Here is a 14544-nt window from a genome sequence, read left to right as displayed (position 1 = left end):
GTTCTATTCTCCCTTTTCCCTTCTGCTTTGCCGCCGGTTACTGTTTGACTCCGCTTAACGCAATACTCTGGACTATGTATTTCTGCAGGAACAGAAAGAGTATGGTAAGAGGGATAGCGCTGACTACCGCAACTGCCATTCTCGGGCCGTAATATACCATATCCTGCTGCGCGTTAAACATGGCAACACCCACAGAAATCACCTGCTTCTGGCTGGAACGCAGTACAATTAAAGGCCAAAGATAAGAATTCCAGTTTGCCAGGACCTGCAGTATCGACAAAGTAGCGATCAAAGGCTTGGAAAGAGGGATTATTATCTGAAGGAAGATCCTCCATTCCCCTGCGCCGTCAATGTAGGCAGACTCTCTCAGAGAATCCGGTATCGCCTCAATATTCTGTCTGGAAAAAAATACGCCGTATACATAAGCAAAACTTCCGAATATCAACGGTTTATATGTATCCAGCATCCCCCAGTTCTTATACTGGATATAAAGAGGAATCATTCTGGATTCAAAAGGGATCATCATAACCGCAAGCATGAAAATAAACCAGAAATTCTTAAACATGAATTTCCCTTTTGCAAATGCATAACCGCACATCATGGCAAAAAAGACAGAGATTACCGTATTGGTCACCGTAAGGAACAATGTATTGGCATAATACCGTACCAGCGGAATCGTATTCCATGCCGCCTGATAATTAAAGAGTGACGGCTCATGAGGTATCAGGGAAAATGCCGGCAGGTTCGTGAGAGCCCTTCTGTCAAAGGACAGGGAAATACACCAGAACAAAGGGGTCAGAATCAATAGAAGGGCAATAAGCAGTAATGCTGCCACTATATATTTCGTTATTTTCTTTTTTTTCATATGCTTCCTCGATTCCATTTCAAATAGATATCATCAGATACAAAAGTCTCTGCATCAGTCATTATTTTTCTTGAAAAATCCTGTCATTTTAAGATTTACCATCGTAATCGCAAAAGTGAGGACAAATAAAATCATGGCGCCTGCACTGGCCATGCCATATTGCGGATATTCAAAGCTGTATTGGTAAATATACATAAGCAGCGTCTGAAGGGAACCGCCGGGTCTTCCTGTAGCGGAGTTCCCGCCGATAATAAACAAATCCGTAAAACGGGAAAGTCCGTTGATAATCGTTGTAATAAACAAAAAGGCAAAACATGTTTTCATATTGGGAATGGTAATATAAAACCATCTTTTCAGACTGTTGGCGCCGTCTACTTCGGCCGCCTCATAGATTTCCGTGGGAATCGACTGCATGCTTGCCAGATTAATCAGCATCGCATATCCCGTATTCTGCCATACATTAAGAATAGTCGCCCCAAAACGGGAATAACGGGCATCCGACAGCCATCCTATCGTCACCTTATGTCCTGTAAGGAAAGAAAGGAGATCATTGAGCAGGCCTCCGTTTTCCTTCAGCACCACCTGGAATATCAATACGACACTGACACCGGTAATAATATTGGGAAGATAATAAGACACCCGGAAAAAGCTCTGCAGTTTTCCCCTTCCAAGCCCGTTAATGAGCGATGCCAGAATAAAACCTATCGGAATCTGAAGCAGGCTCAGCAGTGCGAGAATAAAGGTATTTCCCAGAGACTGTATAAATGCTTTATTTCCCATCAGAACCTTATAGTTGGTAATCCCGTCGAATTCTCCCCCGAAGGACAATATCCTGGTGTTGTAAAAACTATATTTAATTGTTGTCAGCATGGGAATATAAGTAAGCAGTACAAGGGCTATAATGCTGACTATGAGAAATGAATACCACTGCATTTCTCTTTTCAACCTCAATTTAAAGGTTTTTTTATCTTTCATTTAATGCTCCCCTCCGCGCTGTCTGTATGCGCATTTTTGATTCTTAGAGGAAAAAGGAGGGATCCATGAGTCTCCCTCCTTTTTGATTACCAAAGCCTGACTGAAATACTGTCTGATTAATTCAGTGACTTAAGATATCCGTCTACAGTACCCTGAATATCCTTTGTAACTTCTGCTGATGTTGCGTTGCCTTTAAGCAGCTGATCAAATTCCGTTACAATATCACTCTGGAAGGTACCGAACCATGTGCTGTCATACCAAACAGATGCTGATGAATTATATCCCTCCGGGCTTGTGCTGATAACTTCTGTGATAGCATCCGCATAATCCGCAGGCATTACATCATAAAGCAGGCTGCCGGCTTCTACATTAGCGGGAATAGAATTGGTATCAATTAACCACTGCTGTACTTCCGGATCTGTTACCAGGAATTTCAGGAACTTCCATGCCAGATCTTTCTGCTCCGTATCTTTATAGATACAGATATTCAGGTCACCTACATTACTGCAGGTAATTCCTTTATGAGCGCCTTCCTGAATCTTGGGAAGGGGAAGGAACATGAAACGCTCCTCCAGGCCTGCTGCCTTGATTGTATTGTAAACATTGTAAACATCTTCTGCCCAAATCATTGCCAGATTATGATCCTCTGTATAAGCATTTGCCAAATCCAGACCTTCCAGATAATCAGGGCTGCTGTATTTGCCCAGTTCTGCAAGATAATCAAAAACTTCCTGGGTTTTAGGGGTATCAAAATTTACCTTTGTTTCACTCAGCTTAGGGCTGAATTCAAAAATCTCATTATCCATGCCGCGGCCGATCAATATGTAATTCTTATAAGCATCAGAAGCTTTCACCATGCTGATACCATATGTCTCTTTTCCGGTTACCGGATCCGTTCCCGTACAGCTTTCCGCAATCTTCGTCATATCTTCAAGTGACCATGAGGAATCAGGAAGCTCTACACCATAATTTTTAAGAATTTCCTTGTCGATTACGCAGACAACAGGATTCAGTGTGTAAGAAAGGCCGTAAGGTCTTACTTCAGTCATATTATCCGGATTTCTTCTGTAAGGATAAAAGGTAAGAGCATTTTTTACCTCCGGATCCTTTTCCAGATATTCCGTTAAGTCAAGGCTGTAATCCGCGTTTCCGTTTCCATGAATCAGGATATCATAATCGCCTGACAAAGCCGCTGTCTGAATAGCTGCCTTCCAGTTATCCCACGGGATTGGCTCAATTTCCAATGTAACATTGGGATAAAGTTCATTCCAGCGTTTAATAAGCTCGCTGTAGCCCGGACGTGTAACTCCTGTAATCATATCTGTGGTTCCGTTTTCCCCGACCGCTGCAAAAAGCCCCGGGCCATACATCCTCAGAGTACCGCTCTCTTCACTCACCACCTGTGAATCACCCTGAGCGGCTTCACTCCCCGCTTCCGCCGATTCACCAGCCGGTTCAGATACCGCCGGTTCTGCAGGCGCCGGTGCGCTGGTATCGCTGCTGGATCCGCATCCTGCAATACTTCCTGCTACCATGGCTGTACATGCCAGCAATGCCATCAGTTTTTTCATTTTTCCCATTAAAAATACCTCCCTGTTCTTTATAATAGTGACTACCATCTTCAGCTTTATTGTCCCGCTGAATCATGAGTTTATTATATCGGACCAGGAAGGTATTGAAATCAGCCTGCGCACCAAAATTCCCGACGGTTATTTGTTTCCTCAACACAAATCTATTTTCGTATCAAATAGTAGTAAAAACACTCCATAAATTCTCTTTCCGTATTATTTACCAGAGGATTCATATTTAATACCTCTCTTATTTTATCAAGCCTGTATACAAGGGTGTTTTTGTGGATATGAAGCATATTCCCCGCCTTTGCCAGATTATAATCCTTCTCTATCAGAGCTTCTATTGTCTCTGTATAGTTATCTGTAAATTTTTTCCCCAGTTCTTTCTTCAGCATATAGAATATGGCATTAAACTCGGATACCGGAACCCTGGATTCCATATAACGGATCATATAATCATAAAAATAAAAGCTTCCGTTCTCGCTGTTCCCCATATTTTTCTGCATCCACATACAATCCAGATAAGCCTGACGATAATACATGATATCATTTTGTATGGGCCCCACGTAAATGTTATAAATCAAATGACGTGCCCTGATATATTGAAGAAGAGGGGACAGGTATTCACCGACCAGATATTTGTAGTCCTGCATGACGTTTCTAATATCACAGTCAATTCCCTTAAAAAGAAAAATAAAGTCTTCTTTTGTAGTATCTCCAATATCCTGTCGGGAACGGAATTTATTCCCATCCAGAATTTCTTTTACCTTTGTCATATAAGCCTCTGAATTTTCTATCTGGATTAAAATCGGAATACGTAAAATTTCTTCATCCAGATTCAGCGCTTTAAAATATTTACTCAGATCTTCTCTTTCAAAGTTATCATTATAAAATATGAGATGCATGAGCTGTTCCCTCAAATTATATTTTTTCATACTCTCATACTTATACATTTCATATTCCATCATAACTTCCACGGACATCTTTATTATTTTCGCAACAGATAAAACCATATCCGGACTGCCCGTAACACCAACTACGCCAACCTTTTTTTTGTTGGTATAAATAGCCATATTCACACCTGCCTTTACGCCGGTTTCCGGATTATCCATATCTACCATCACCGTATCATTTGTACCATTAATAATATCGAACGCCACTTCATGAAAAGAACCGATACGTTCTTTCATCCGACTTGCCACAAGAATTCCGTTCTCGTCCATAATATTTACATTATAATCCGTAAAATTGGATATCCGTTCAATCAGCTTTCCTGCCAAAACACTGTCCATTATATTGTCCTCCATCACTTTTACTACTTTTCTGTAGTTTTACGATCATATTCTGACTTCACCTTTCTGTCAAATCAAGAAAAAGCTGACGTAGTTTTCCGTCAGCCTCTCTAAACTCTGCTTTTCCATTGCCAGTAATACGTTCAGTACGGCCTGTTCATTAACATTCACATTAGTTCCCGTTGCATCGGTTCTGATTAAACCGCCTGCTTTTTCCAACGCATGGTATGAATCATAATTTTTCAGAATCTCCTCACAGCTGATTCCCATAGCCTCCAATTCATTCACTGTCTTCCATCTACAATTCCTCCCGCCGCGTCCGTGAGACCGTCCGTACCATCCGAACTGATGGAAAAATAACTACATTTTACAAATCTCGTATTCCACGTGCCGCACTCAATGCTATTTCCTGGTTTCTTCCGCCTTTTACATCCGACAATCTTTTTCTTATGGTTTTAATCTCGGTAATATTGGCACCGCTGTTCATACATTGCCGTGTAACCTCCTGAATATCTTCCGATGTAATTCCCGGTACTGGTTTTTCAAAGAGTGCGGAACTTCCTCCCTATAAAAGAAAGACTATGTTATCCTCTTCCATAAGCCCCTTTACCATATTAATTACTTTGGGGATATCCGTTATCGAATTATCATCAGGTATTGTACGTCCCGCCTCAATTATCTCAAAATGGTCAAATCCTTCTGTGCACACCCGTATCTTGTCAAAATAATATCTTTCTTTATATAAGCATCCAATATTTTCTTGCAGGTATAAGCCATTTTCCATGCTGCTTTTCCCACTGCTACAATATATACGTTATCCATACATTCTCTGCCATTAAACACGGTACAAACCACTTTGTCCGATAATACTTCATTGATCGCATTCCGGATAATTATTTCAGCATCCTTGTATTCTGTCTTCATTTTCTATTCATACCCCCTGCTTTCCTATACCTGTTTAATGTAAAGACTTACCTATTATATCTTCTCATTATCATTATATCGTTAATATTATCTTTTTTCTCATTATAATTATCCAAAATTTTTCTATGTTTTTTGTGTCAGTAATACAAAAAAGTGGAGCGAAATTTAACATCCTTCACTCCACTTTTCTCTAAACATATGATTATTTACAAAAACAGCCGCCGTCATTCCTTTTATTTTCTTAACAGATAATAATAAAAATGAAGCCAGTCACTTGCCTTATTTAAGTTATACTCATTTTCAATTAACACTCCCATTATTTCCAATTATCATATTTTCCATGAACAATTTTAAAAGCAGGACACAATAATTCATCTTTCCATTCAACACAATAATTCATCTTTCCATATACTTGACTTTTTCACTTTACCGGTTTATAGTAAGTAAGAATTTAATACAAATGCACGCTAGGGGAGCCGATTGCTGAGAATGAAACCACTGGTTTCTGACCCTTACCACTTGACCCGGGTAATACCGGCGTAAGGAAGCATATTTTGTAAATACGGATAAATTAACTTATACCTTCTGCATCCGTTATTTACAAAAGCAATATCATGCGATTCTGTTATATGCCATAATCATACAGATTCGCAGCGATTAAATCACTTCCCTCTTTGCGTACAAATACCAAGGAGGTTTTTTTATGAGCAAAAGTTCTATCACTGTAAAGCAAGTCGTTTATTCCGGTGTTGCCATCGCGCTGGCAACCGTCATCGCCACTGTTATCAAACTTCCCAGTCTTCCTAACGGCGGCTCAATCACCCTTTTTTCCATGCTGATCGTATGTCTGGTCGGTTACTGGTACGGACCCAAGGTGGGAATTATCGCCGCTCTGGCCTACGGTGTCCTGCAGTTTATTACCGGCCCTTATGTAGTCCATCCCGCCCAGGTGCTTCTGGACTTTCCTCTGGCCTTCGGCGCACTGGGGCTTTCCGGTTTCTTCAGTAAGTCAAAGCATGGACTTCTGAAGGGTTATCTGGTAGGTGTTGCAGGCCGCTTCCTGTTCCATGAAATTTCCGGTTTTATTTTCTATACCACTTATGTGGGAAATTTCGGCGGAAATATGGCTGCTATCTGGGCATCTACCCTTTATAATCTGAGCTATATTCTTCCGGAAGCCATTCTTACCGTTGTCCTCATCGCTCTGCCGCCGATAGAGAGGGTTATGGGGAGATTGAAGGTTATGGCTACCAGCAGTAATTGATCTTTCGTTTTCATAAAAAAACAGCAGTTTTAGGCTGCTGTTTTTTTATCCTTTATTCACTCATACGATTTCCCATCCATCTACAATATTGAATTTTTTTAGATACTGTTCTGTATTCATTTTTACCCTTTTCAAATTTTCTTTTACCAGACTGATTTTATCATCTGTAGCCCGATAAAGAGGAATAGATACACTGATGGCAGCAACAGAATTGTCTCCATTGCACAACGCTATGGCAATACAGAAAATTTCTTCTCTTGCCTCCTCCGATTCATAAGTAAATCCCTCTTCCTTTGCTTTCTGAAGCTGGGCATACAGCTCATCAAAACTTGTAATGGTATTTTCCGTATATTTCTTAAGGCCTTCCGGGTATAATTCCATCAATTCTTCTTTAGTCTTATACAAGAGAAGAGCTTTCCCTATACCAGAACAATAAGCTGGAAAACGTACTCCAACATAGGCCCTGTATCCAAAAGAATTTCTGGATTCACAAATAGCAGCATAGGTAACAAGGGAACCTACTAATATACCCAGATTACAGGTTTCATTGCAGTTGTCCGCCACCTCTTTCATCTGGCATTTAATGTATTCAAATATTGGCTTTTCACTTTCAAATGTTCCGCCTGTTAGATACGCTTTATGACCTATCTTATATTTATTAGTAGTTGCATCACATTTAACGAACTGCCTCTCCTCCATTGTATGAATAATAGGAAAAATACTACTTTTGGGTGCATCAAGCTTTGCTGCCAGCTCAGTCAAAGTCAAACCGTTTTCTGACAGGGACAGCAACTCAAAAATATCAAGCACCCTGGATGTTGATCTGTGGTTCTGTTCTCTCATAACCTTTTCCCCCGTTAGATTTTTTAATCCGGCATTTTAATTAACAGAATATTCCTATATCTCTTTAATATTATCCTTAATTTTCCATTAATTCAACCGTTTTGTATCAGATAATCCGCAATCATTAAAGCACCAACAGAAGAAAAAGATTCTCCTTTACAATCTTCGAAATGAATTACTTTTTCAAATATTCGTTCTTTCTTCAGAATCATATACAATGCGTTTCCTACAGCACCTTTTCCTGCTACTACCGCATCCCGAAAACCAGCTGTTTCATTCTCGACAGCCTTTATATCATTTTGAAGCATAACACCCAAAAGGTAATTGCATATCTTGATTCTGTTTATATCGGCGCATTCCTTTAAAATTCTTCCATAAAAACAACTTCGTCCTATTCCAAATCGCTTTCCATCCAAGTATCCTTTCATAACCATATCTTCTTCATATTCCTCCGATGTAACAAAAGCATTTCCTGTCGCATCTGATAATATTGTATGAAAAGTTACCGCTTCCAGCAATTCGCCTGTCATACTGGTAATAGAATGAGAAATTCTTCCATTCCTGTCCACAAAAATAATTTTATCATGAGATCCTGTCAAAAACAAAAGGACAGGGCCGGACAGCCCGAACTGTTTCAAAATAGCTACTGTTTCCGTCTCTTCTCCCCGCATGACATCATACTTATCATAGTTATCCACAGTAACTGTTTCTTTTGCTGTTTGTATCCCGGGTATCAGATAAAAAGGCAAAGGACAAATATCGGGAATGTTTACCATTCTTACAGACTGTGCCAATTCACATATACCTGCCGGAGCAGATATATGGGGTATTTGAACAAGTCCCAGTTCAGAAGTCAGCATCCCGCAGCCAATTACCATTTTTACCTGTTCCCAGCATACCCCTGTCTGCTTGAAAAGTTCTGTAAATCCATTTCTTAAAGCTTCACAGATTTCTCTGTTATTCCCCTCTTCAGCACTTCTTTTTGCTCCGATTCTATAGATTATTTCTCCTCTCTTTTGTTGTCCTTTTCCCCACAAGACAATTCTTGTATTTGTTGTCCCCATATCGATAGTTATTCTGTTTTCTCTCATTGTAATATCCATTTTCTGTCATCAAACCGATTTACAGGAAGCCCTCTCACACCAGTATGTACTGAATATAAAAATCCGTCTCCATTCCCGCCGCCTTCCCCTGATGTCGTTATGTATAGGATATCGCCTTCCGGTCCTCCCAAACAGCAGGAAGACACATTTAATGTGGGTACTATAATTCTTTCCAACATTTTACCAGTTATAGGACAGAATCTTCCTACACTGCCCGTTCCCCATAAGGCTATCCAAAGCATTCCTTCTTCATCGATAGTCATTCCATCCGGGACACCAACGGGAATTTCAATCACTTTTCTTCTGTTACCAATCATCCCATTTTGCATATCATAATCAAAAGCATCTACCTGTTTCCTAGCTGAATCAATATAGTACATGATTTGTCCGTCTCTGCTCCAAGCCATACCATTGGATATTTTTGTTCCACCAAACATCAGCCTGCATCCAGCTTTCATACTATAGCAATACAGATTTCCTCCTTTATCCATATCATCTTCAAATAATGGCATGGAACCTAACCAGAGTCTGCCTTCGGCATCACATTTCGCATCATTAGCACGCTGGAAATCATGAAATTCATTCAGGGTATATATTTTATGAATAGTCTTATCTGTTATAAGATAAATTCCGGTGGTCAGCACACCTACATAATTTCCGCTGTCAGCAGGAACTGCTGCTCCCAGATATTGTCCTGTTTGAATAGATGTAACTCTGCCTTCTTTCTTTTTATAAAGGGTACCGGTTTTAATATCCACCCAAGACAGTATCCCTGTTTTTTCATCATAACAGGGACCTTCTCCCAATAAACATTTAATGGCTTCTTCCAACTGTGCCTCAAGCTGTTTCATCTGATTTCTCCTTTTTCAGCCAACATATTTTCATTCATCCAGAATATTCAGGGTAACCCCACATTCTTTCAGCATAACTGTAAATGCATCATCATTCCAAGATATGGTATTTCTTCGTTCTCTGATGAATTTTCTCTTTTTATATGTGCCTCTCCAGGAATCCTTAAGCCGAAGTTTTTTCCCGTTCCTATCCAGGAAACAAAATGTCGATTTGCATCCAAGTACAATAAATTCCTTATCGTCCATCCGAATTACAATACCACGGCTAGCTCCAAATTCCGGCTTACAATAATCCACTTTAACCGCTACATCTTCGAAAAGTAATGTTACTGACGTTTCTCCTTCTTCCTGTACCCAGTACTGTAATCTTTCAGTACCCATATTTTCTGCCACCGGAATCATACAATCCCTGATAGGAACGAAAGACTCCAGCATATCATATGCTTCATCACTCCAACGCTCATGAAAACAGTCACATAGAGGAGACTCCATCATATCCGGATATGCACAGTCAATAGCCCATGGGTCAAAACCAAGCGCTCCAAATTCTCCAAATGCATAATATACATTTTTATAAGCCCTGCTGCTTTTTCCCAAAGCATGCTCTGCAACATATAAAGGATTTCCTTCAAAACAATATTCTTCTGCAATTCTCATAAAATCTCTATAGCCTGGTGTATAAATATCAGGTGAAACAAAGTCCACATATTTCTTTTTATCCCGGTAAATATCCAGGACACGATAAACCGGCCCCCCGCAGGGATAAGTATAGCCTGGTATCGAATCAGGAGAATGTTGGGCAAGCCAGCAGTTCATGTAACAGGGAATATCATAAATTTCTTTTGCTTTTTTTGCTATTGCTTCCTGATAGGATAGTATACTTTCTGCCATAAAAGCCTCTGCTGCATTATCAGGGTACTTTTCCCGGTATCCTCCTTCTATAAACAGATTTTCACATACCTTACAGTGACAGCGATCTGTATTTCCAATAATTCCTGTTTCATTATTAACTTGAAAAAGAATTACTGTATTTTGGGTATCTTCACTCTTAAGGAATAAAAATACCTGACTGACAGCAGCAATATCCTTCTCCAATAATTCCTTTCCATTAGGGCAGGCCACAAAAGGGGTTATACTGCCATCTTCTTTTATCACTCTGGCAAAACGTGTTCTATCCCGGATGACCCAGTCAGGAGCATAATGCATACATGCATTTTTATAAGATCCAAACCATACGAGCACAATTTTCAAACCATATGCCGCCGCACTGTCCAGCATAGACTTTAAAATCGTCATATCGTATTTACCTTCTTCCGGTTCGATCAACCGCCAGTATAAGAGAAGAGATATTCCTGTACACCCCATCTTCACCGCATTTTTCATCATACGGTCTATTGTGCCTGCATCATAGCAGGAATCACAATCCAACTGAAAACTAAGTATCAAAAAGGGATCTCCCTCCACATAAATCAACTGTTTTCCATTTATATTTCGTAATTCTATATTACTTGACATATCCTACCCTCCTATGTAAATATATTATGCCTCTTATTTCTTCAGCAGTTTGTTAATAGCAGTATTCTTCGGGTGAGAAAACCATTCGTCCAGAAGAGCATCCACCTGGGCTTCACTCTTTGTATAATGATCCGCCAGCAGAGCCAGCTTAAAAGCTTGCCGCTCTCCGGAAAGCAACGCTTCACAAATCAATTCACACTGTACATATCTGGGATTCATTGCTCCAGCCATGACTCTGTCCGGAAGTCTGTTATTATGTATTCCCTGAATACCTGCACCGGATATCAATGCCTGCCCCTCTATTACTATATTTTCAGGAAAACCTTCCAATAAATTGCCCTTATTAGGTATATTCACTTGATATATCCTTGGTATATCAAACAAAAGAGACTCTATTATTGGCACAATCTGTTCATCTGACTGCTTGGGTTCGAAAATTTCACTTACCTTTTTCTCAGGATTCACAGCAGCCTCTTCAATTTTTATTAAATTCTGATTTAAGTCGGCCAGATACTGGTTCCATCCCTCTTCGCTGTCAAAGCCTCCCTGCTGACTATAAAAATACTTTTTGGCTTCCAGGCTTTCATTGTATATCCAACCATACATAGTTGGAAAATCCATCATACGAGGGGTATCACCAATAGGCATAAGACCAAACATTTTATATTGATGAATAGCCGCCCTGCTCATTTGCTGATCGGAGTATTTCCTTGGCTTTTTCCAATATTCCTCCGCTTCTTCCTCTATCCATCTATCTATAAGAGGATAGGCATCAATTCCTTTATATCTGAAATCTGTCATGAAAATCCAATGGTTAAAGCCACACATCTTTGCTGAAACATATTCCCGCTCCAGCCCCAAAACATCAGCTATATCACGATAACCATAGTGTCCGTGACATAGTCCTACCGTTTTCACCCGTGTACTTCGCGTAATTGCGGTACATCCCTCAAAAACCGGATTCGATGATTGGATAAGCAATGCATCCGGACATATTCTTTCTATATCCTTTGCCACATCTATCAGAAAGGCAGCGTTGTAGGTAAGAGAAAGAAGGCCTCCATACATATATCCATGACGTTTTGCCATTTCTGTCAGTTCTGTAGCCCATGGATGCCCCTGGTCCTGAGCGGTATTTATAACGAAAGATGCTCCATCAAGGGCTTTTTCCCTATCTGTGGTGAGCTCAAAATCAATACGAGCATGAAGTTCATCCGCCAGTTTTTTTCCCATGGCACCGATGAAACGCAGCCGTTTCTCATCAATGTCCATCAACGTAATTTTTATTCCGTGCAAATTCGGAGTAACACAAATATCTCTTATTATTCCTCCTGAGAATTGTGAGCTGCCTGCACCGATAATAGCTATTTTAATCTGTCCCATAATATTCCTCCAACCCTAATTATCCAATTCGGGATACGGATAAAAAGCCGCCTGTTACCTTAATATCCGTCCCTGTTACCTGCATTGCTTCATCAGACAAAAGATATACACAAGCATTCGCGATATCTTCAGCAGTCTGAAACTGTCCCATAGGTATTTCTTTTTTTGCCTGTGCTGCAATATCTTCTTCCGTCATTCCTGTATTCAAAAGCCGGCTTTTTTCGCCTTCAGACATAACCCATCCTACCGTTACCCAGTTACAGCGGATTCCATCCGGGGCATAATGATGCGAAATATGCTGTGTAAAAGTATGCAGCCCTCCTTTTGAGACCGAATACACACTTAATCCCTGTCCCCCTGTTTGCCAATGTGTAGAACCGATATTAACCACTGAACCGCATCTGCGCTGTTTCATATACTTAACAGCTTGCTGCGTACAAAAAAAGGCACCTTTTATGTTTGTTTCCAAAACAGAGTCATACATTTCTTCGGTTACTTCTTCAAATTCCGCATACGGAAATATCCCTGCGTTATTTACCAGACCATCTATCCTGCCATATTTTTTGACAGTCTCATCAATCAGCGACCTACACATGTCCACGCAGCGAATATCTGTTTCCACGAAAAATGCATTGCCTCCATCCCGGCATATCTGTTCTTCTACTTTCAGCCCGGCAGTGCTGTTACGTCCCGCAAGAACAATGCAAGCACCTTCTCCGGCTAATACCCTGGCAATTCCTTTTCCAATCCCACTGGTTGCTCCTGTAACTACAATGACTTTATCCTGTAACCGCATATCCCAGACTCCTCTACTTGTTTCCCTTTCTTCGTTCCCATCCATCCTCAAACATCCATAAAAAATTCTTATCTCCATAAGGATGTTTCAATGCTTCTTCTTCCTGAAGGCTTACCCCAATTCCTGGAACATCTTCCGGCTCAATATAGCCATTCTTCACTTTGGGGAAACCAAGAAGTACCTCACTCACCCAAGGCGCTGCTGAATCATCAAAACATTCCTGAATTAACAAATTAGTTTGCGTAATACCAACATGCACATTCGCAGCAGTACAATATGGACTCTGAGCATTATGAGGTGCTACAAAACAGTCAAAGCATCTGGCTGCTGCAAAACAATCCAACAGGCCTCCGATACCTCCCACACCAAGAATTTCCGGATTAATAAGATCAATCTTGTTTGCTGACATTAGCCTTGCTAGTTCCCGCGGATCCTCACTACGTTCTCCGGCAATAACTGGTATATGTATTCTTGACGCTACCTCATTCACCTTTTCCAGATTATCCGATAAAACAGGAGTTTCAAACCAAAATGGATGAAATTCCTCTAAAAGCTGTCCTAAACGCACTGCCTGTGACAAGCTGAAACGATCATGCGCCTCTATCATCAAATCTACCTGTTCCCCGACCGTTCTTCTTACGGCTCTGACTATATCCATGGAAAGTATCTCTTCTTCCCTGCTCATGAATTTATAAGCTTTGCCAAAGGGATCAAATTTTAAGGCGGTATATCCTGCCTCAACCATTTGGGCAGCTTTTTCAGCAAATGCCTGTGGTTCTCTGGGGCCTTGATACCATCCATTAGCATATACTCTGATTTTTTCTCTTACTTTTCCACCAAGCAGCTGATAAAGCGGCCTGCCGCATGTCTTTCCAATAATATCCCAGCATGCCATTTCAATGCCTGATAAAGCATTTCCTCCTCGTGAAAGAAAAAGGGTTTTTCTTACAAAATCAATCAGTTCATTCACCCGGGTTGGATCCCGGCCTATAATACGGCTTTTCAATTCCTTCAGACTTCCTTCATTCGGTGCTGTCATCAAGCCTCCCGTACATTCACCAAGGCCTTCTATCCCTTCATCTGTAAAAATTTTTACAAATATCCAATTTTTCCATGGATTACCGACTACGACAATTTTCATATCTATAATTTTCATTTATCC

At 40.5% G+C, this 14544-nt stretch carries 15 protein-coding genes and 1 riboswitch; of the genes, 1 reads left to right on the top strand and 14 read right to left on the bottom strand.

The window, feature by feature from the left end; genetic code table 11:
• Positions 1-37 precede the first annotated feature (37 nt).
• The 7 genes from BLA28_RS30895 to BLA28_RS34475 all read right to left on the bottom strand — a co-directional run bounded on the left by BLA28_RS30895 (position 38) and on the right by BLA28_RS34475 (position 5627).
• Positions 38-865: a carbohydrate ABC transporter permease gene (locus BLA28_RS30895; RefSeq protein ID WP_044968883.1), complete on the bottom strand. Its 828-nt coding sequence runs from the start codon at positions 863-865 to the stop codon at positions 38-40.
• A 54-nt stretch (positions 866-919) separates the two neighbouring features.
• A complete protein-coding gene (locus BLA28_RS30890; protein ID WP_069155631.1) occupies positions 920-1840 on the bottom strand; it encodes a carbohydrate ABC transporter permease in 921 nt (306 codons plus the stop codon).
• Between the two features lie 116 nt (positions 1841-1956).
• Positions 1957-3420: an ABC transporter substrate-binding protein gene (locus BLA28_RS30885; protein WP_069155632.1), complete on the bottom strand. Its 1464-nt coding sequence runs from the start codon at positions 3418-3420 to the stop codon at positions 1957-1959.
• 152 nt (positions 3421-3572) lie between these two features.
• Positions 3573-4703: a CdaR family transcriptional regulator gene (locus tag BLA28_RS30880; protein ID WP_069155633.1), complete on the bottom strand. Its 1131-nt coding sequence runs from the start codon at positions 4701-4703 to the stop codon at positions 3573-3575.
• Positions 4704-4772: 69 nt separating this feature from the next.
• Positions 4773-4991, bottom strand: coding sequence for an MOFRL family protein (locus tag BLA28_RS34365; RefSeq protein WP_069155634.1), 219 nt, complete (start codon positions 4989-4991; stop codon positions 4773-4775).
• A gap of 79 nt (positions 4992-5070) precedes the next feature.
• Positions 5071-5214: a DUF4147 domain-containing protein gene (locus tag BLA28_RS34755; protein WP_278336223.1), complete on the bottom strand. Its 144-nt coding sequence runs from the start codon at positions 5212-5214 to the stop codon at positions 5071-5073.
• A 164-nt stretch (positions 5215-5378) separates the two neighbouring features.
• The gene (locus tag BLA28_RS34475) at positions 5379-5627 is read right to left on the bottom strand and encodes a DUF4147 domain-containing protein (RefSeq protein WP_069155635.1); all 249 of its coding nucleotides are present in this window, start codon (positions 5625-5627) and stop codon (positions 5379-5381) included.
• A gap of 459 nt (positions 5628-6086) precedes the next feature.
• Positions 6087-6190: riboswitch (TPP riboswitch) on the top strand.
• Between the two features lie 140 nt (positions 6191-6330).
• On the opposite strand from BLA28_RS34475, the gene BLA28_RS30860 reads away from it, so the two are divergent.
• Positions 6331-6891 (top strand): energy-coupled thiamine transporter ThiT, encoded by a 561-nt coding sequence (locus BLA28_RS30860; protein WP_069155636.1) that lies wholly within the window; start codon positions 6331-6333, stop codon positions 6889-6891.
• A gap of 60 nt (positions 6892-6951) precedes the next feature.
• Here BLA28_RS30860 and BLA28_RS30855 read toward each other — a convergent pair whose 3' ends face one another.
• From BLA28_RS30855 to BLA28_RS30825, 7 genes are all read right to left on the bottom strand, one after another.
• Positions 6952-7734, bottom strand: coding sequence for an IclR family transcriptional regulator (locus BLA28_RS30855; RefSeq protein ID WP_071699717.1), 783 nt, complete (start codon positions 7732-7734; stop codon positions 6952-6954).
• A 92-nt stretch (positions 7735-7826) separates the two neighbouring features.
• Entirely contained in the window at positions 7827-8825 is a 999-nt protein-coding gene (locus BLA28_RS30850) for a 2-dehydro-3-deoxygalactonokinase (protein ID WP_044970393.1), read from the bottom strand.
• A complete protein-coding gene (locus BLA28_RS30845) occupies positions 8822-9667 on the bottom strand; it encodes an SMP-30/gluconolactonase/LRE family protein (RefSeq protein WP_169897325.1) in 846 nt (281 codons plus the stop codon). The genes BLA28_RS30850 and BLA28_RS30845 overlap by 4 nt, the downstream gene beginning before the upstream one ends.
• A 51-nt stretch (positions 9668-9718) precedes the next feature.
• Positions 9719-11203, bottom strand: a complete 1485-nt coding sequence (locus tag BLA28_RS30840; RefSeq protein WP_069155638.1) for a beta-galactosidase — start codon at positions 11201-11203, stop codon at positions 9719-9721.
• Positions 11204-11236: 33 nt separating this feature from the next.
• Positions 11237-12586: a family 4 glycosyl hydrolase gene (locus BLA28_RS30835; RefSeq protein WP_069152190.1), complete on the bottom strand. Its 1350-nt coding sequence runs from the start codon at positions 12584-12586 to the stop codon at positions 11237-11239.
• 19 nt (positions 12587-12605) lie between these two features.
• A complete protein-coding gene (locus BLA28_RS30830) occupies positions 12606-13382 on the bottom strand; it encodes an SDR family NAD(P)-dependent oxidoreductase (protein WP_069152189.1) in 777 nt (258 codons plus the stop codon).
• Between the two features lie 13 nt (positions 13383-13395).
• On the bottom strand, positions 13396-14538 hold the full coding sequence (locus BLA28_RS30825) for a mandelate racemase/muconate lactonizing enzyme family protein (RefSeq protein WP_069152188.1): 1143 nt from the start codon (positions 14536-14538) through the stop codon (positions 13396-13398).
• Between the last annotated feature and the right edge of the window lie 6 nt (positions 14539-14544).

This window comes from Eisenbergiella tayi (genome assembly GCF_001881565.1).
GTDB classification, from domain to species: Bacteria; Bacillota; Clostridia; order Lachnospirales; family Lachnospiraceae; genus Eisenbergiella; species Eisenbergiella tayi.
This window is presented reverse-complemented; position numbering and strand designations above follow the sequence as displayed.